17 protein-coding genes and 2 tRNA genes are annotated in these 16056 nt (G+C 54.6%); 15 read left to right on the top strand and 4 right to left on the bottom strand.

The window, feature by feature from the left end:
• Window positions 1-112 precede the first annotated feature (112 nt).
• A complete protein-coding gene (locus ABLN94_RS15555) occupies window positions 113-1126 on the bottom strand; it encodes an AraC family transcriptional regulator (protein WP_352993836.1) in 1014 nt (337 codons plus the stop codon).
• A 112-nt stretch (window positions 1127-1238) separates the two neighbouring features.
• On the opposite strand from ABLN94_RS15555, the gene ABLN94_RS15550 reads away from it, so the two are divergent.
• The 5 genes from ABLN94_RS15550 to ABLN94_RS15530 all read left to right on the top strand — a co-directional run bounded on the left by ABLN94_RS15550 (window position 1239) and on the right by ABLN94_RS15530 (window position 7621).
• A complete protein-coding gene (locus tag ABLN94_RS15550; protein WP_352993833.1) occupies window positions 1239-3002 on the top strand; it encodes an acyl-CoA dehydrogenase in 1764 nt (587 codons plus the stop codon).
• A gap of 21 nt (window positions 3003-3023) precedes the next feature.
• Window positions 3024-3833, top strand: a complete 810-nt coding sequence (dmdD, locus tag ABLN94_RS15545; RefSeq protein ID WP_352993830.1) for a methylthioacryloyl-CoA hydratase — start codon at window positions 3024-3026, stop codon at window positions 3831-3833.
• A gap of 16 nt (window positions 3834-3849) precedes the next feature.
• Window positions 3850-5463: an AMP-binding protein gene (locus tag ABLN94_RS15540; protein ID WP_352993828.1), complete on the top strand. Its 1614-nt coding sequence runs from the start codon at window positions 3850-3852 to the stop codon at window positions 5461-5463.
• A 1-nt stretch (window position 5464) separates the two neighbouring features.
• Window positions 5465-6568: a dimethylsulfoniopropionate demethylase gene (locus ABLN94_RS15535; protein ID WP_352993825.1), complete on the top strand. Its 1104-nt coding sequence runs from the start codon at window positions 5465-5467 to the stop codon at window positions 6566-6568.
• A 959-nt stretch (window positions 6569-7527) separates the two neighbouring features.
• Window positions 7528-7621: transfer RNA gene (locus tag ABLN94_RS15530), tRNA-Ile, on the top strand.
• 504 nt (window positions 7622-8125) lie between these two features.
• On the opposite strand, the gene ABLN94_RS15525 is transcribed toward ABLN94_RS15530, so the two are convergent.
• Window positions 8126-8413: a class II aldolase/adducin family protein gene (locus ABLN94_RS15525; RefSeq protein ID WP_352993822.1), complete on the bottom strand. Its 288-nt coding sequence runs from the start codon at window positions 8411-8413 to the stop codon at window positions 8126-8128.
• Between the two features lie 616 nt (window positions 8414-9029).
• On the opposite strand from ABLN94_RS15525, the gene ABLN94_RS15520 reads away from it, so the two are divergent.
• From ABLN94_RS15520 to ABLN94_RS15475, 10 genes are all read left to right on the top strand, one after another.
• Window positions 9030-9287, top strand: coding sequence for a YjhX family toxin (locus ABLN94_RS15520; protein ID WP_352993819.1), 258 nt, complete (start codon window positions 9030-9032; stop codon window positions 9285-9287).
• A 9-nt stretch (window positions 9288-9296) separates the two neighbouring features.
• Complete coding sequence (locus tag ABLN94_RS15515; RefSeq protein WP_352993816.1) at window positions 9297-9818, top strand: GNAT family N-acetyltransferase; 522 nt, start codon at window positions 9297-9299, stop codon at window positions 9816-9818.
• 206 nt (window positions 9819-10024) lie between these two features.
• Window positions 10025-10255 (top strand): hypothetical protein, encoded by a 231-nt coding sequence (locus ABLN94_RS15510; RefSeq protein ID WP_352993814.1) that lies wholly within the window; start codon window positions 10025-10027, stop codon window positions 10253-10255.
• A gap of 211 nt (window positions 10256-10466) precedes the next feature.
• Complete coding sequence (locus ABLN94_RS15505; protein ID WP_352993811.1) at window positions 10467-10982, top strand: hypothetical protein; 516 nt, start codon at window positions 10467-10469, stop codon at window positions 10980-10982.
• Window positions 10983-11372: 390 nt separating this feature from the next.
• A tRNA-Ile gene (locus ABLN94_RS15500) sits at window positions 11373-11466 on the top strand.
• Between the two features lie 17 nt (window positions 11467-11483).
• Complete coding sequence (locus tag ABLN94_RS15495; RefSeq protein ID WP_352993809.1) at window positions 11484-11906, top strand: hypothetical protein; 423 nt, start codon at window positions 11484-11486, stop codon at window positions 11904-11906.
• Window positions 11899-12396, top strand: a complete 498-nt coding sequence (locus tag ABLN94_RS15490; protein ID WP_352993807.1) for a hypothetical protein — start codon at window positions 11899-11901, stop codon at window positions 12394-12396. Before ABLN94_RS15495 ends, ABLN94_RS15490 begins: the two co-directional genes overlap by 8 nt.
• Window positions 12397-12400: 4 nt before the next feature.
• On the top strand, window positions 12401-13690 hold the full coding sequence (locus tag ABLN94_RS15485) for an AAA family ATPase (RefSeq protein ID WP_352993804.1): 1290 nt from the start codon (window positions 12401-12403) through the stop codon (window positions 13688-13690).
• A gap of 115 nt (window positions 13691-13805) precedes the next feature.
• Window positions 13806-14039, top strand: a complete 234-nt coding sequence (locus ABLN94_RS15480; protein WP_352993802.1) for a hypothetical protein — start codon at window positions 13806-13808, stop codon at window positions 14037-14039.
• 194 nt (window positions 14040-14233) lie between these two features.
• A complete protein-coding gene (locus ABLN94_RS15475; RefSeq protein ID WP_352993799.1) occupies window positions 14234-14410 on the top strand; it encodes a hypothetical protein in 177 nt (58 codons plus the stop codon).
• 131 nt (window positions 14411-14541) lie between these two features.
• On the opposite strand, the gene ABLN94_RS15470 is transcribed toward ABLN94_RS15475, so the two are convergent.
• Window positions 14542-14946 carry a lipocalin-like domain-containing protein gene (locus ABLN94_RS15470; RefSeq protein WP_352993796.1) on the bottom strand — a complete coding sequence of 135 codons (405 nt, stop codon included), beginning with the start codon at window positions 14944-14946 and terminating at the stop codon, window positions 14542-14544.
• A gap of 165 nt (window positions 14947-15111) precedes the next feature.
• On the bottom strand, window positions 15112-15924 hold the full coding sequence (locus tag ABLN94_RS15465) for a hypothetical protein (RefSeq protein WP_352993793.1): 813 nt from the start codon (window positions 15922-15924) through the stop codon (window positions 15112-15114).
• Between the last annotated feature and the right edge of the window lie 132 nt (window positions 15925-16056).

Raw genomic sequence — 16056 nt, 5'->3', positions numbered from 1 at the left:
GTGATTGGCTGATTTGCGGGAGAAACTTGTATGGACTCTAGTGCATTCAGTGCAAAGATTGGGCTACGGGTTTGTATCTCCGTAAAGAGAGTTTTTCTACCGAGTCTCGACCTCACATCCGATATGACCCCGGTGTTCGGTTTGTCCATTTTCGGAAAGCCCTATGAAAGTTCGCCGGGGCCGAGAAGCCAGTGTCAAACGCAATTTGATCTATACTGTCCGTGCTTTGCTGAAGTGAACGGATCGCGATGTCGCGGCGTAGGGCATCTTTAATCTCCTGAAAGGATGTGCCCTCGTCTTTCAGGCGTCTGTTCAGGGTTCGAGGCGTCATTTTCAGGGCGCGGGCGGCATCCGGAAGCTGGCAAGCCTGCCATGTCGCTCCGTAAAGAAAAGCTCGGACGCGAAGGCTGTTTGTATGGGCACGCGAACCGGTAAATATCCAATCGAGCGGTGCGCGTTCAAGGAACACAGACGCCTCGGCGGGGCTGCGGGTGATCGGGCGGGTGAATTGGCGTGGGTCAAAGCGAATGCTGGTTTGTGGGGCGTCAAACTCGACGGGGCACGGGAAGACGACCGAATAGTCCGCAGCAAATTCCGGACGGGCAAAGGCAAAGTAAACCGTTTGCACCGGCGTTTCCGACCCGCCGAGCCAGGATAATAACCCATGTGCCAGTTTCAGAATCAACATGTGGCCGAAACGCTGCGGCTGGGTGTCAACTGAGTAAGGCACCAAAGCCAACTCCACTTCGTCGGGCTTGTTCCGCAAGTCAAAATAGTAGTCATCCAGAAGTAGGTTCCAGAACGTCGAGAACCGGTAGAGAGCCGAAGTCAGGTTGCTCGCTCCGCACTGCACCGTCACAAGATGCTGCAAAGCGCGGGGCCGGATCGGGCGACTCCAGAGCCCCATCATTTCGTCCCCGGTCTCAGGCGCAGCAAGTTGATAAAGCCGGGCGATTTCATTGAGCGTGACGCGTTGATATGGTGCCATCGGACGGGTTTGAAGGCCCGAGCGCTCCAACAGAGAAGCCATCTTTTCCGGAGAGCAACGAGAACTAAGCGCATCCAGCCAATCCTGAATAAAAGCCGCTGATACGGTCGTCAGAGAGATAGGGTCATGGCTGGTCATAGGAATCTCTGGTTGGCGTAATCAGATAGTATTTTGGCAAAAGATGAGCTTATCGACAATCCAATCGGCAGATAGATGACGCGAAACCATAGTCACCGGCAGGGAGCCTGGCATGTCCTATCAGCCGCCCGTTCAGGATTTGATGTTTTGCGTCGAACACTTGTCTCATTGGGAACAGGTGTCATCGTTGGCGATGTACTCAGATTATGACCTGGCGGATATTGGTGCCGTGTTGGAAGGCTATGCCAGGTTCTGCGGTGAGCAGATCGCGCCTTTGTCCCAAGTAGGGGACACGCTGGGTGCCCGGTTTGACAACGGGCGCGTGACAATGCCAGAGGGTGACGCGCAGGCCTATGCACAGTTCGTCGAAATGGGCTGGCAGGCGCTGACTCACCCGGTGGAATATGGTGGCATGGGGTTGCCGCGAACTGTCGGCGCTGCGGCAGTAGAGATACTGAATGCCGCCGATATGAGCTTTGGCCTTTGCCCGTTGCTGACCGATGGGGCCATTGAGGCGCTGCTGCTGACCGGCTCGGACGAACAAAAAGCCACATATCTTGAGCCCCTGATCGCGGGGCGATGGTCCGGCACGATGAACCTGACGGAGCCGCAAGCGGGCAGCGATCTTGGCCGCGTGGCAACCAAGGCGGTGCAACGTGAAGATGGCAGCTATGGCATCTCAGGAACGAAGATATTCATCACATATGGCGCTCATGATCTGACCGAGAACATCATCCATTTGGTGTTGGCCCGTACACCCGAGGCACCTGCCGGGCCCAAGGGGCTGAGCCTGTTCATCGTACCGCAGAAGCTTGTGGAAACGGACGGGACGTTAGGATCAGAAAATACGGTCAACTGCGTGAGCATCGAACATAAGCTGGGTGTTCGCGCCAGCCCGACGGCGGTGCTTGAATACACAGACGCTACTGGTTTCCTGATTGGCGAGGAAAATCGCGGTCTCGAGTACATGTTTTTCATGATGAACGCCGCACGATTTTCCGTTGGTGTGCAGGGCATTGCGACCGCTGATCGCGCCTACCAACGTGCTCTGAGCTATGCGCGCGAACGGGTGCAAAGCCGTCCGGTGAATGGTCAGACCAAAGATGCAGTCGCCATCATCGAGCACCCGGATGTGCGCCGTATGCTCCTACGGATGCGCAGCCTGACCGAAGGCGGGCGAGCCATGGCGGCTGCTACAGCAGGGTTGCTGGACATCGCACATCATCAAGACAATCCGGAGATGGCTGCACTGGCCGAATTCATGGTTCCGCTGGTCAAAGGTTTCTGCTCTGAACGCGCAGTTGAGGTCGCCTCGCTTGGCGTACAAATCCACGGCGGCATGGGCTTTATCGAAGAAACCGGGGCCGCTCAGCATTACCGCGACGCCCGCATTCTGCCGATTTACGAAGGCACCACTGCCATTCAGGCAAACGACCTTCTGGGGCGCAAGGTGATGCGTGATGGGGGTAAGACTGCCCGTAAGTTTGCGGCCCGAATAGCAGCAACCGAAGCCAAACTGGCTAAAGGTGACTCTACTGCACAAGCCATTGGCACGAGCCTTTCGCAGGCGCGCGGCGCGTATGAAACCGCATTGGATTGGTTGTTGGAAAGTAGCCGAAAGGATATCGACGCAGCCTTTGCGGGTTCTGTCCCGTTCCTGATGCTCGCGGGTACGCTGGCGGCGGGGTGGAAACTGGCAAAGGGAGCATTGGCTGCGCAAACCGCATTGGACAATGGGCAGGATGCGCGATTCATGACCCAAAAAATCGCCACTGCACTTTTCTTTGCTCAGCACATTTTGCCCGAGTGCACAACTGAGCACACCCGCATCTTGCACGGCTCGCGCAGCCTGCTTGACGCTGTTTTCCCCGAATAGCTCCTCGAAAGGGCCTGACCTATGAATGACGTCGTGAACCCCGACACCTATGAAAATCTTGCGATTTCCGAGCGAGAGAACGGCCTGTATGTCGTGACTTTGAACCGCCCTTCAAAGCGCAACGCGCTGGATGTGGCCACCATCGAGGAACTGATCCGTTTCTTTAGCGGTGCGCGTATGGCCGGTGTCAAGGCCGTGGTTCTTACGGGTGACGGCGACCACTTCTGCGCAGGTCTTGATCTCGTCGAGCATTGGAAAGCCGACCGCAGCCCGGATGACTTCATGCATGTCTGCCTGCGCTGGCACGAGGCGTTCAACAAAATGGAATATGGCGGCGTGCCGATTATCGCTGCTTTGAAAGGTGCCGTTGTCGGCGGCGGCTTGGAACTCGCCAGCGCGGCGCACATTCGAGTGATTGATCCCGGCACTTATTTCGCCTTACCTGAAGGGCAACGCGGGATTTTCACCGGCGGCGGAGCAACAATCCGCGTGTCAGACATGATCGGCAAATACCGCATGATCGACATGATCCTGACAGGCCGTGTCTACCAGGGGCAAGAGGCTGTTAATCTGGGGCTGGCGCAATACATCACCGAAGAAGGTGGCAGCATGGCCAAGGCGATGGAACTGGCAGAACAAATTGCGCAGAACCTGCCACTGACCAATTTCGCGATCTGTTCGGCGATCAGCCACTTGAACAACATGTCCGGCATGGACGCAGCCTATGCAGAGGCTGTGGTGGGCGGAGTGGTCAATACCCAACCTGCGGCCCGTGCGCGCCTGGAAGCCTTTGCAAACAAAACCGCCGCCCGCGTGCGGCCAAACAGCTAAGTCAGGCGGAACCGGGATGCGTCACCAATTCGAAGCTCTTCAGAAGACGCGAGCAAACTATGTGCCTTTGTCACCGTTGTCCTTCCTGCGCCGCGCCGAAAGTTTGCACGGCGCGCGAACAGCGGTGATATATGGTGACATTCAGAGAACATGGGCCGAAACTGCAAATCGCATTCGCGCCGTGGCCGGTGGACTGGTCGAGCTTGGCGTGCAAAAGGGCGATACCGTTTCAGTGCTCAGCCCAAACATCCCCGAACTCTTCGAGTTGCACTTTGCACTGCCGCTGACGGGTGGAGTCCTCAACACGCTGAATACGCGGTTGGAACCGGAAACCATCGCCTACATTCTGGATCACGCGGACACCAAACTGGTGATCGTGGACCAAGAGCTGGTACCGCTTTTGTCCAAAGCCTTCGATCTACTCGGTCGGACCTTGCCAGTGGTCGAGATCCTCGATCCTGCGGTTACGGGTGAGAGTCTCGGCGGTCAGACCTTTGAGGCGCTGACCAAAGCCGCGCCCCTGCCCTCAGAATTGCCTGACGATGAATGGGAAGCCATTGCGTTGAACTACACGTCCGGCACGTCCGGGCGCCCCAAAGGCGTTGTCTATCACCATCGCGGAGCCTATCTGATGGCGCTCGGCACTGGGACTGCGTGGCAGATGCCGCCCTATCCGGTCTATCTGTCCGTTGTGCCGATGTTCCATTGTAATGGTTGGGGGCACCCGTGGTTGATGGCCATGCTCGGTGCGACGGTTGTGTTCACCCGTGTTCCGGCAGCAGACCGTATTCTGGACGCGATCCGCACGCACGGCGTAACCCATTTCGGTGCGGCACCTATCGTGTTGCAGATGCTGGCCGAAGCCGAAAGCGGTGCGGCTCCCTTCGATCCCGCGATCCGCGTGTTGACCGCAGGTGCACCACCGCCGCCCTCGGTGCTGGAAAAGACCAAATCAATGGGATTTGACGTCATGCAGGTCTACGGCCTGACGGAAACCTATGGCCACATCTCTCAATGCCTCTGGCAAAACGACTGGGATGATCTCTCCCCCGCCGAGCAAGCCGAATTGCAGGCCCAACAGGGCATTGCCTTTCCGATGGTCGAAGAGGTCACCGTAATCGATCGCGGCAATGGCGCATCTGTGGCGCGTGACGGCTCAACGCAAGGGGAGATCGCCCTTCGGGGTAACACGGTGATGGCGGGGTACTACAAGGACGCCGATGCTACCGCGGCAGCCTTCGAAAACGGTTGGTTCTGGTCCGGCGACGGTGCGGTCATGCACGAAAACGGCTACATCCAGATCCGAGACCGCCTGAAGGACGTGATCATCTCGGGCGGCGAGAACATCTCGTCCGTTGAGGTCGAAGCCGTACTGTATCGACACGAAGCGGTCCAGGCCGCTGCTGTTGTTGCGATGCCCCACGAGAAATGGGGAGAAGTCCCCTGCGCTTTCGTCGAGTTGCGCGACGGGGCTGAGACAACGGCTGACGACATCATTGCCTTCTGCCGCGACCATCTGGCCGGGTTTAAGGCCCCCAAATCTGTCGTCTTTGAAACCCTCCCAAAAACCTCCACCGGCAAGATCCAGAAGTTCCAGCTTCGGGACCGCGCCAAGTCAATGGACCTTTGATATGCGTTTGTTGTCTCAATCTCGCCGCCTGCGCCAGACACCCTTTTCCAAAGGGGTCGAGGACAAGGGCGTTACCGCCTATACCGTCTACAACCGGATGCTGCTGCCTACGGTTTTTGAAAGCGTCGAGGCCGACTACCGGCACCTCAAATCTCATGTGCAGATCTGGGATGTGTCCTGTGAACGTCAGATTGAGTTGAATGGCCTCGATGCGGGCCACCTAATGCGACGGTTAACCCCTCGTAATCTGGAGAAAATGCAAGAAGACCAGTGCTACTACGTTCCAATTGTGGATGAGAACGGCGGCATGCTGAATGATCCGGTGGCAATCAAACACAGCGAGGATCGCTGGTGGATCTCCATCGCCGACAGCGACCTGTTGTTGTGGGTCAAGGGGTTGGCAGTAGGTGCGGGTATGGATGTGCAGGTGTTTGAGCCTGACGTTTCACCGTTGGCCGTTCAAGGGCCGAAGTCGGATGACTTGATGGCGCGGGTCTTTGGCGACGAGGTGCGGGACATTCGCTTTTTCCGTTACAAACGGTTGGCGTTTCAGGACACGTCCTTTGTGGTCGCGCGCTCTGGTTACTCCAAACAGGGCGGTTATGAGATCTATGTCGAAAACGGTGCCTACGGAATGCCATTGTGGAACGCCCTTTTCGAAGCCGGCGCTGATCTGAATGTTCGCCCGGGATGTCCAAACCTGATCGAACGGATCGAAGGCGGGTTATTGAGCTATGGCAACGACATGACTATGGAAAACTCGCCACTGGAATGTGGTTTGGGCAAATTCTGCAAACCGGGCGAGGACAGCGACCACATAGGCATGCAAGCACTTGCGCGCGAGGCCGAAGCGGGCCCGGCCCGACAAGTCCGCGCGATTTCCATAACCGGTGATCCCGTGCCCCCTGCTCGTTCAGGTTGGCCTCTGTTCAAAGACGGAAAGCGGGTTGGTCAGATCCCGTCCGCTGCCTGGTCACCGGATTTTGAAACAAACGTCGCTATTGGCATGGTCGATACCGGTCACTGGGACGCTGGTTCTATTCTGACGGTCGCAACCCCCAACGGCAATCGAAGGGCCATAGTTCAGGAAACGTTCTGGGCATAGCCGAGGCCATGGCGACACCAGAGTCTTTGGTCTGCAATCCTTGGATGACAAGAGTGGATTCGATGGCAAAAACAGAGATTGAACGATATGAGCATATCCAGTTTCGGATCCCAAAAGCGATACTGGGTGAGTTTAACGCGATGCTTTACGAGCGCTATCGCATGACAGCACGGCAGTAAGACCAAATGTTTCTCGATTTGATTGCGGAACATCAGACGCCGCAGAGGATCGCGCTGTTGAAAGCCGAGATCGAACGATCTGGAACAGCACCAGCATGGATAGCAAGCGCTGAAGGCGAATATCCTCTGGTCGAGCCAATAGTCCGTGCGGTCAGGGATCGTGATCGAGTATCCAATAGTTTTCCAAATCAAGGAAAAACTCGGCAAGCTCAGGATCTACTTCGGCAAAGCATCCGGGGACGCACGCATCAGCAGCTACGTCGCAGCTGCTATCAATAGGGCAAACCAATATTGCGAGCGATTAGGGAACGCAGGGCACCCTCAGAATTTAGAGGGTTGGATCATTACATTAATGGAGCGCTCATGAAGCAGCGGCCAGACGTTTGAATGAGCACAGACGCAGCTTCTTCCCCCGAACGGACACACCCGAGCACCTTGTCTGTTCAGTCTGCGGTTACTTTGGACAGATTGACCGATCCGACGACAGGCAGAGGTGCCCCTGCTGCGTGAAAAAAGTCTGGTAAGTTCGCGACAAGCTTCACTCCAATCAACTATCTCATCTTCCTTCTCGTGGAGAACCTGCGTGCCACTACGGTCGAACGGTAGCAAATTCCACAATCCAAGATTGAAAACTCCCCGAACTACGCGGCGGATCACGACATTCGGCACACTTCTTCTTGACACGGCAATCCGTACTGGTTCAGTTTCGACCCATGACAAGCACACGCATCAACTGCCAACGAATATCGGCTTAGCGTCGATAGCCCACGCGAAACACGTGGGAGGCAGCATTGGTATGCGGGCGGGGCTTATACCCCTGTGATAGCTCCAGATTAGAGTGCACGAGTCGGTTCGATTCCGACGCCTCCTACCATCGTCTGGAGGCACGCCATGTCAAAAGAACTCAATACGAAAGAAGAACTGAAAAGGCGCCTAAAGATGTACGCCAACGACGATCTCCTCTCGGAAGTCGAAATGCACATCGAGATTGGTGTGTTGTAAGAAACACTTCTGTTACATGGTGATTCAGGCCGCATTTACTCAGACCTCGGAAAGAAAGACAGACACTATCTTCATCCAGAAGTCATTCTGCGGTTGGTTTTCCCTTTTCACAAATTCGCTCCTGACAGCTTTAGGCATCTAAGGCAGAAAACCACTTGTTTGGTCTGTCTTTGGGTTGGAGTTCTGCGCATGTGCAGGTGTGCGCATAACACTTCGCACACCTTCACCAACTGTAGGTGCGCTTATAACGCTGCATTACCGGCATTGATTTCATTAAAGAAAATCTTTGAAGTTCGCACATAATTCTGCGCGATATTTGCGCATAGCTTTGCACGATTTGCCCAAAAGTTTGCACACTCCCCTTTTCGGTGCCGGATTAAATCCTTCCGAAAGTTCCCTTGAGGTCTGCGACTTGTTCTGCATCCAACATTCGGGTTGGCATACCACGCACTGCCACGAGCAACTTTGCCGTTTCTTCCAGCTCTTCTGCTGCACAGACCGCTGAGAAGAGGTCTTTTCTAGACACGACAAGACCGTGATTGGCCAATAGAACCGCACTATATTTGCCGCCCAGTTCGCGGATCAAATCACCGGATTTTGGGTCGCCCGGCTTAACGTAGGGAACCAGTTTGACCGTACCGACAATAACTGTAGGTGCGCGCATAACACTGCGTCCCTGACATTGATTACATTCGGAAAATTACGGAGCCTTCGCCCATAGTTTTGCGCTCTATTTGCGCATAGTTTTGCACGATTTGCCCATACCTTTGCGTGGCTTAAAGAATTCGCTCAATTGTTGGTAGTCGTCGTTCAAATCAGTCAACTACAAGCATCAAATCTCAATCAAAGGTGCATTTTGATGAGCGAAATTCAACCCTTATCAGAGGGTTTCAGTTTACGGGCAACTGCGAGGGATTAGTTCACCCATCTTCTTGCCAAACATTTATCTTCTCCGCGTCAACTTGAGAAAACAATCCGCTAACAACCGACGACTTCTTACGAGGCATCGATTGGATGCTGGCGCGCACGGCAAGTGATGCGTACCACCACTCAAAATGAGACATCCGGGCCTTAAGAGATATTGACCCGTCTTGCCTGAAGGACTATCTGCGCCAAACGTATGAGGCGTACGCCTCACACAACGGAGATTTTATGAAAGAGACCCGGGCCTAACGCCCGTTCCTGGCGAACAAATTCAGGAACACCAACACTGATGGGCACACTCACGCGCGATGCTGAGTGTCCTTTTTGTTGTGCTTTCGTAAAATCGAGACATCCCAATGAATATCTCAAAGCACGAGCAACGTGTTTTGCACGAACTCGCCCTTGGCGGGGCGATCCACTTCGAACGCCTGGAAAACGGAAAAGTCCATGACGTCACTTGTTATACGCGTGACGGCTATGTGCTGTCCGACTGCACTCTGAGTGTTTTCCAACGCTTGCTGAAAAAGCGCTTTATCCACTCGAAAAACGGCAATCCCTATCGCGCCTCCGCGTTGGGGATCAAATCCGTGCGCGCCCAAATGAGCCAAAGATAGGAAAGAACCATGAACCACGCAGACATTGACGCTATTATTGAAGTCCACCGGCTGGCCTTTGGTAAAGAAGAAGGAGAGGACATCGCTCAGCTTGCCAGAGACTTCCTCGGCCTCCCGGACACGATTTCTATCAGTTCCGAACGCGACAGGAAGATCGTAGGCAACGTGCTGTTTACTCCGTTTAACTTCGTAGATCACCCAGACGCGAACTGTTACCTGCTGGCACCTTGCGGGGTACTACCAGCGTATCAGGGCCACGGCGTTGGGAAAGAGATCATGGAGGCGAGCATTGAACATCTCAGTTCCGTTAGGACGGATGCGGTATTCGTGCTGGGCGTCCCGACATTTTATCCTCGGTACGGATTTGCCCCGACAGATAAGCAGACACCATACCCGGACCTGATGTCGGCACCAGAGGCGTGGATGGCGCTTGAGTTGACGGAAGGATCTGTAAAGAAGCTGAGTGGCAAAACCGTGGCGATCCCGCAGTTCATGCGGCCGCATTGGTGGAACACTTCACAACACGGGTGAAGTCCATCCAGAACCGTCACCGAAAAACCGGAACCCGCCATTCAAGGTCGCCAATTGAATGGCGGGTTCGTTCTGCGTGGTGCGGGCACCTGAATCTTTCAATGAACGGCACACATTTAGCTTGTCTGAGCACCAACGTCTTGCCTGAAGCTTAGGGAAAGCCGCAGACTTCCTTCTAATGCGTTCGCGAGACAAGGGAGAATTCGATGGCAAAAACAGAGATTGAACAATACGAGCATGTCCAGTTCCGGATCCCGAAGGCGAAACTGGATGAGTTCAATGCGTTGGTCTACGAGCGCTATGGCATGAAACATGGCGGTAAGACCAAGATGTTTCTCGATCTGATTGCGGAACATCAGACATCTCAGAGGATCGTGCTGTTGAAAGCCGAGATAGAACGGTTGGAACAGCAAAGGCATGAGAAGCACGCGCTTTAGGAAAAACCTCACCGCCCGGCCGATAGTTCCTGTGGTCATGGGTGGCGAGAAGCAGTTGCAAATCCAGCACAAAGAAACGCGACTTTCCTGTAGTAATAGATACTACAACTTGCAGTTGACGTGCCAAGCAAAGACCATTTTGTCCACCGAAGTGCTGCCGGAACCCAATCGGAACTGACCCCCTACCGGCGGAATTCCAGGAGAGCGCGCAATGTCTGAAGCTGAAGCCACCATCAACGTGGTCGACTACGACAACATTCAGAAAAGCGTTGAGCTCGAATTAAGTGAGACCCCACTGGGCTGGTCAGGGATCGTGACTGAACTTTTTGAGCACATCAAAGCACGAAGTGACGAGATTGAGATCGAGTATCCAAAGGTTCTCCAAATCAAGGAAAAGTTTGGCGAACTTCGGATCTACTTCAGCAAGGCATCCAAGGATGAACGCATCCACAGCTGGGTCACAGCTACTATCAATAAGGCAAACCAAAGCTGCGAGCGATGCGGGAACGCGGCGCGCCCGCAGAATTTAGGAAGCTGGATCATAACGTTATGCTGTTGGTGCGCGCATGAGGAAGCGGCCAGGCGGTTCAATGAGCACAAACGCCGCTATTTCCGCCGGACGGACGCACCCGAGCACCTCGTCTGTGCGGTCTGTGGTTACGTTGGACATATCGACCGCTCAGATGACAGGCGGAGGTGCCCCAGTTGCGTGAAAAAAGGCTGGTGAGATCCAGGCAGGTTCCACTTTGACCACGATACTGATCGCCTTGTGTGGAGTGACGTACGAGCTGATAATCTGCGGCTTCGGAAAAGACAGGGAAACTGAAAACCAGTTCGCGCCGACTAAGACATCGGACTTTCGGGCGCTCTTCATAAGATCAGAATCACCTGCCGATTCTCACTTTAAGCAGGAAATCTGTATTCCTGAGACGGTCGGAAGGCGGCAATTTACACAACCCATGATAGAAAGCTCCCGGAACTACGCGGTGAATCACGACGTTTTGCACGCTTCATGTTGACACGATGCCCCGCGCTGGTTCAGCTTCGCCCCATGACACACACACGCATCCACTGCCAACGAATATCGACCTGAGTCGATACCCCACGCGAAACACGCGGGAGGCAGCATTGGTATGCGGGCGGGGCTTATACCCCTGTGATAGCTCCGGATTAGAGTGCACGAGTCGGTTCGATTCCGACGCCTCCTACCATCCTTTGGAGGCATTCCATGTCAAAAGACCCCAAAACAAATGAAGACCTGAAAAGACGCCTGAAGCTCTACGCCAACGACGAGCTTCTATCGGAAGTTAAAAAGCGCATTGAGACTGGTGAGCTGAAAGAAACGCTTCTGTTTCATGGTGCTACAGGTCGCATGTACTCAGACGATGGGAAAGAAGACAGGCGCCGTCTTCCTCCAGACGCCATTCTGCGATTGGTATTCCCTTTTCACGAATTCGATCCTGACAGTATCAATCATCGAAACGTCGCTGAATGCCTGTTCGACTTACCAGACGAACACTTCTCCGCTCTCAAAATGACGGTGGCGGCAGAGACAGAAAAAGGCCTGCATCGTCTCATTGCTACGCTGGAGGAAATCGCTTCAGTGCAAGAATCCGAGCGCCCTAGAACCGGGGATACGGCGGATGAGTGACATCTTCGATTACGATGACATCCGCGGCTCCGTTGAGCGATATCTGGGGAAAGACAATCTGGGCTGGGTTCGGATTGTCACCGAGTGCTTTGAAGCGATCAAGAAGCACTGCGACCGGCGTGAGGAGGGCTATCCTTCGGTCGGCCAGATCAAGCAGAAATTCGGCTCGCTTCGGATCTACCTGGATGGCGCGCAGGAAGACACGTTCATTCAACTGCGGTTGCAGCAAGCTATGCAGGAAGCTGAGATGTCCTGTGAGCGGTGCGGTAACGCCTCTACGGTTCAGGTCATCGCGGCGTGGCATGTCAACCTGTGCTGCTGGCACGCGCATGAGGCAGCCACTGAGCGGATGGAGACTTTTCCCACAGTGCGCTTGAATACTCGCGCCAAGCGAGATGCGCATCAGTGCCGAAGCTGCGGCTATATCGGCCAAATTGCCTGGGGCGCTTCGGGTCACCGATGCCCCGCCTGTGTGGCGAAAGGTTGGTAGCTCGATGAGTGGAACAACCTGGGAAGAAGATGAAATCTTTGCGCTGGCTGGCTTCTGCCATGACGAGGCAGACATCCTCCGCCCTGTTTTGAGCGCAGCTAACTCCCGCGCGTCCTGGGAAATCGTAAAGAAAATGATTTTGGAAAGAGCCAGTGCTGAAGATCTTCTCAAGGTGATCAATCAACGATCTGAAGAAATCGCAAGGTTTAGCGATGAGCCTGACAACTGGCGGCAGACTGAAATCAACCGTTTGAGGGAAATCGATCCTGCTCTCGCCGTCTTCGCCCAAGACACGGTGGAACAGATGACGAGCCAGAAGCGCTGGAAAGAGGTCATGGGCCTCATCTCCGAACGTCATACTGCCGATATGCGCATGGAAGCTTCTCGCGCAGAGGGTGAGAAGACTACCGCTGCACAGTATCTTCTGGACAGGGTAGACTTTGAATACCTGCCGCGCACGCTCCGAAACGAGATGCCGGAACATATCAAGCAACTCACAACCTGGAGCAATCAATTTGCCCGACTGGCCTCACTTGATGCGTTGAACGAGCTTCGTACAGTTTCCCAAAGGTTCCCTCATTGCAACTTCGTCATCGAGGGGATGGCCCATGACATCGAGTGTCGATGGAGCATCGGATCTGACATCCTTCATATCCAACCGACTCTACTGGTTGGCGAGCCCGGCGTCGGCAAAACGGCTTTTGCAAAGACAGCCTGTAAAGCTCTCGGCCTTTATGTGCAGAGCGCAAATGTCGGCGGCAAATCGGAGAACCATTTGTTTGGCCTCTCTATCGGATGGAGTTCCGCGCATGCAGGGATCGTAACGGAGGCCGTGGCAACGGCACGGGTCCTTAACCCAGTGGTCATCCTCGACGAAATCGACAAGACGCACGCGAGCCGAAACGGAGATATCACCGGCGAACTTCTGGCGTTGCTCGAGCCCTCTGAGGCTAGGCGATATCGAGAGAAGTACCTGGCTGCCGACGTGGATGCCTCGCATGTGAGTTGGATTCTGACAGCAAATGATCTGACTGGCGTACCCGCCCCTCTTCTCAGCCGTTGCACAATCTATGAAATCCCGGCCCCGACACCAGAGCAATTACCTGCGATCATTCAAAGCCTGGTGAGCGAATTCGCCAATGAGTTTGGGTTGAGGCCCGAGTTCTTTCGGCTGGATCTCGGCGACATCGAAGCTCTGGTAGGCACCTATGAGCAGCACAGATCAGTGCGAGTTCTGAGACGGCTGGTACGGGGCCTCCTGCATCAAAAGACCAAAAACCACTCGTGGAACTAAGGCGGGCCCACGAGGGTCCAAGCATGGAAACGCCACAAAATAAGAAAGACAAAAAATGCTAAGAGTTGTTGTTTATGTAAATCGTACCCCAATCGCGGAAGCCCGTGCAGGGAACATGTCCGGACTTTCTGATATCTCCGACTACAAAGTCAGAGTATTCGAAGACGAAGCCCCACATCTCGACATCCCGGCTCAGGATGTGACCGGCTGGATCAAGGGGCACACACGCCGTAGCAGCGTTTGGTATCTGGTTCGAAAAATTGCAGAGTTGGCTGTACGGGAGATTGAAGCAACGTCTGACAATGAGCAGGATGTGTCGCCAGATGACACCCAGCAAAACGAGCAATGAAGAGTACCGGAACCGGTCTCCCGTCCTTCTGCACCATCGCAAACTACTCGCGCTGGAAGACGAGCTTGTTTGCAGAATTAGAGCCTCTCCTGAAGAAGCGCTCGCACGCCCGAGAACTGGCTTTCTGAGGGCGATGAAGTATTATGCAAAGTTAGCCAATTGCCCGAAAGCGTCAGATACAGAGGGGAATGGGAATGTCGGAAGAAGGCCCCAATGAGAATACCGAAGAATTCGAGAAACGCTGCGAGGTAGACGCCATCACGGTGGCCGTTCTCCTACTCAAAGCAGCTCAATTCGCCTCAGAGGATGGGTTAACGCGGAAAAGCATGAGCGCGGATGAGTGGGGAGAACTCGCTCCAAAGCAGGTCTAAAAAGCGTAAGTGTCGCCGGTTTTTGAAATGTGCGCGGTAGGCCGCTACCAGCCCAAAGCCGGCACTCGTAACTAGACTTTTCAGCTCCCTAGTTGCGAACGAAGTGATCGTTGGCCGATTGCCGCTGTCGGCTAATTCTTAAGGCGTTCCCAAACCAAAATACCCCTTCCTTCCTTTCCCCCGAAGACGACCTCTTCCGCCGTCAATTCCAAGAGCTCGCCAATTGACGCCATGGTTCGCAATTTGTCCTGCCCAGCCCAAGATGCTTCGGTCGAAGCATGAACTCGGTGCCGAACGACTTCGCCTTCAATTGACCAATCACCGCAGTACGAGAAGTAACTGGGGTAGTCACGTGAGTTGGTTCCCTCAACATGGGTGTCGGGGTTCCATAAGTGAGCCGACATGAACCCATCGCCCGCGTAGACGATGCGGCCTTGCGGGTTGTCGCCATAGGGTTGGAGAGTGGAGCCGTCGTCAAACTCCGCGACGAAACTCTTCAATACCCATGTCCCGATGATCGAAACGTTCGCCCTCATACTGACAAGGCTAACCCAGCAAATGGCTGCTCGGCAACGGCTGGTTGAACTTAGAACTGCCGCTACCTGCGGTCAGTATCATTGGCCGCTCGCAGCCCAATTTGGACCTTCGCAACCAACCTTAGCGGTTTCGGGTATACCAATGGAGCTGACTTTTGCCCGGGACTACACTTGATACCAGTTTTCGACGTCTCGGGCGGCTTCCTCGACGGTGAAAGCGGCCTCTACCTCTGCGACAGCACATTGTACTTCGTCCGGGCTTGCACTGAGTTCTAAGACGTTCACATCCAGGTCATAGGCTGACCCGGCCTCCGAATAAATCGTATCGACCCCAATTCCGATGGCGTTTCGGTGTTGCAGCAGGTGCTCAAAAAAACGCACATAGATCATCTCCTCGTACGGAGAATGGATGTCCACCTCAGAGACTAAGCCCAACTCCGCAGCCTTGGCGCATGTCTGGCGCCAAGCCAGTTCCATTGTGGATGGTGGCGCGTCCCTAGCCTCATCAGGATGTCTGGGGTTCGCAAACGTAGATCTTCGAATAGCTTCGAGATTGGCACGCAAGCCCTTTGTAGGAACCGGATAGATGAATGTGGTTTCCTCGGAAGCTAAGGCAGGCTCAATCTGATCGGGCTGCGCCTGGATGAACTCTGAAAACCTGTTTCCGATGATAGGGACTTCACCGACAATCATGCCTGTGGGGTCGGTATTCTCCGCCAGCCATCGCGCCAGGGCTCTCCGCCCCCACAGCCCGGCTGCCTTTCGGATCAACGGATGAGTTCCATCCGAAACATCCGGATACCTCGCGAGTATATCTTCGGTTTGAAACGCCGCGAGCCCCGTATCCCAACGCATGATATGCACACAACGTCCCAAGGAGATCGAGACGGATATCTGCTGGCGCAACAGGAATGACTTTCCAGATGCTGGTAGTCCGGTGAAGAAAACCATGCGGCAACGACGTGCAGCGTCGGCCAAGTGTCTTCCAATCTCAGTGTCCGCAAAACTGTCGATAGAAATTGCGAATCTCCTAATTCGGTGTCGGCCACAGGCCGAAATGGCAATTGGGCTTTGCTGCCCAAAAACCGTTTCCAGAACGCGACCTTTAAA

The sequence above is a fragment of the Ruegeria sp. SCP11 genome (assembly GCF_040329455.1).
Taxonomy (GTDB): domain Bacteria; phylum Pseudomonadota; class Alphaproteobacteria; order Rhodobacterales; family Rhodobacteraceae; genus Ruegeria; species Ruegeria atlantica_E.
Note: the sequence above shows the minus strand (reverse complement) of the source record. Positions and strands in the feature narration are given on the sequence as shown.

Bases quoted from the DNA above. Each gene is read 5' to 3' on its own strand.
- ABLN94_RS15555 (WP_352993836.1), bottom strand. From the start codon at position 1,126: ATGACCAGCCATGACCCTATCTCTCTGACGACCGTATCAGCGGCTTTT.
- ABLN94_RS15550 (WP_352993833.1), top strand. From the start codon at position 1,239: ATGTCCTATCAGCCGCCCGTTCAGGATTTGATGTTTTGCGTCGAACAC.
- dmdD (WP_352993830.1), top strand. From the start codon at position 3,024: ATGAATGACGTCGTGAACCCCGACACCTATGAAAATCTTGCGATTTCC.
- ABLN94_RS15540 (WP_352993828.1), top strand. From the start codon at position 3,850: ATGCGTCACCAATTCGAAGCTCTTCAGAAGACGCGAGCAAACTATGTG.
- ABLN94_RS15535 (WP_352993825.1), top strand. From the start codon at position 5,465: ATGCGTTTGTTGTCTCAATCTCGCCGCCTGCGCCAGACACCCTTTTCC.
- ABLN94_RS15525 (WP_352993822.1), bottom strand. From the start codon at position 8,413: ATGCGCGCACCTACAGTTATTGTCGGTACGGTCAAACTGGTTCCCTAC.
- ABLN94_RS15520 (WP_352993819.1), top strand. From the start codon at position 9,030: ATGAATATCTCAAAGCACGAGCAACGTGTTTTGCACGAACTCGCCCTT.
- ABLN94_RS15515 (WP_352993816.1), top strand. From the start codon at position 9,297: ATGAACCACGCAGACATTGACGCTATTATTGAAGTCCACCGGCTGGCC.
- ABLN94_RS15510 (WP_352993814.1), top strand. From the start codon at position 10,025: ATGGCAAAAACAGAGATTGAACAATACGAGCATGTCCAGTTCCGGATC.
- ABLN94_RS15505 (WP_352993811.1), top strand. From the start codon at position 10,467: ATGTCTGAAGCTGAAGCCACCATCAACGTGGTCGACTACGACAACATT.
- ABLN94_RS15495 (WP_352993809.1), top strand. From the start codon at position 11,484: ATGTCAAAAGACCCCAAAACAAATGAAGACCTGAAAAGACGCCTGAAG.
- ABLN94_RS15490 (WP_352993807.1), top strand. From the start codon at position 11,899: ATGAGTGACATCTTCGATTACGATGACATCCGCGGCTCCGTTGAGCGA.
- ABLN94_RS15485 (WP_352993804.1), top strand. From the start codon at position 12,401: ATGAGTGGAACAACCTGGGAAGAAGATGAAATCTTTGCGCTGGCTGGC.
- ABLN94_RS15480 (WP_352993802.1), top strand. From the start codon at position 13,806: ATGTCCGGACTTTCTGATATCTCCGACTACAAAGTCAGAGTATTCGAA.
- ABLN94_RS15475 (WP_352993799.1), top strand. From the start codon at position 14,234: ATGTCGGAAGAAGGCCCCAATGAGAATACCGAAGAATTCGAGAAACGC.
- ABLN94_RS15470 (WP_352993796.1), bottom strand. From the start codon at position 14,946: ATGAGGGCGAACGTTTCGATCATCGGGACATGGGTATTGAAGAGTTTC.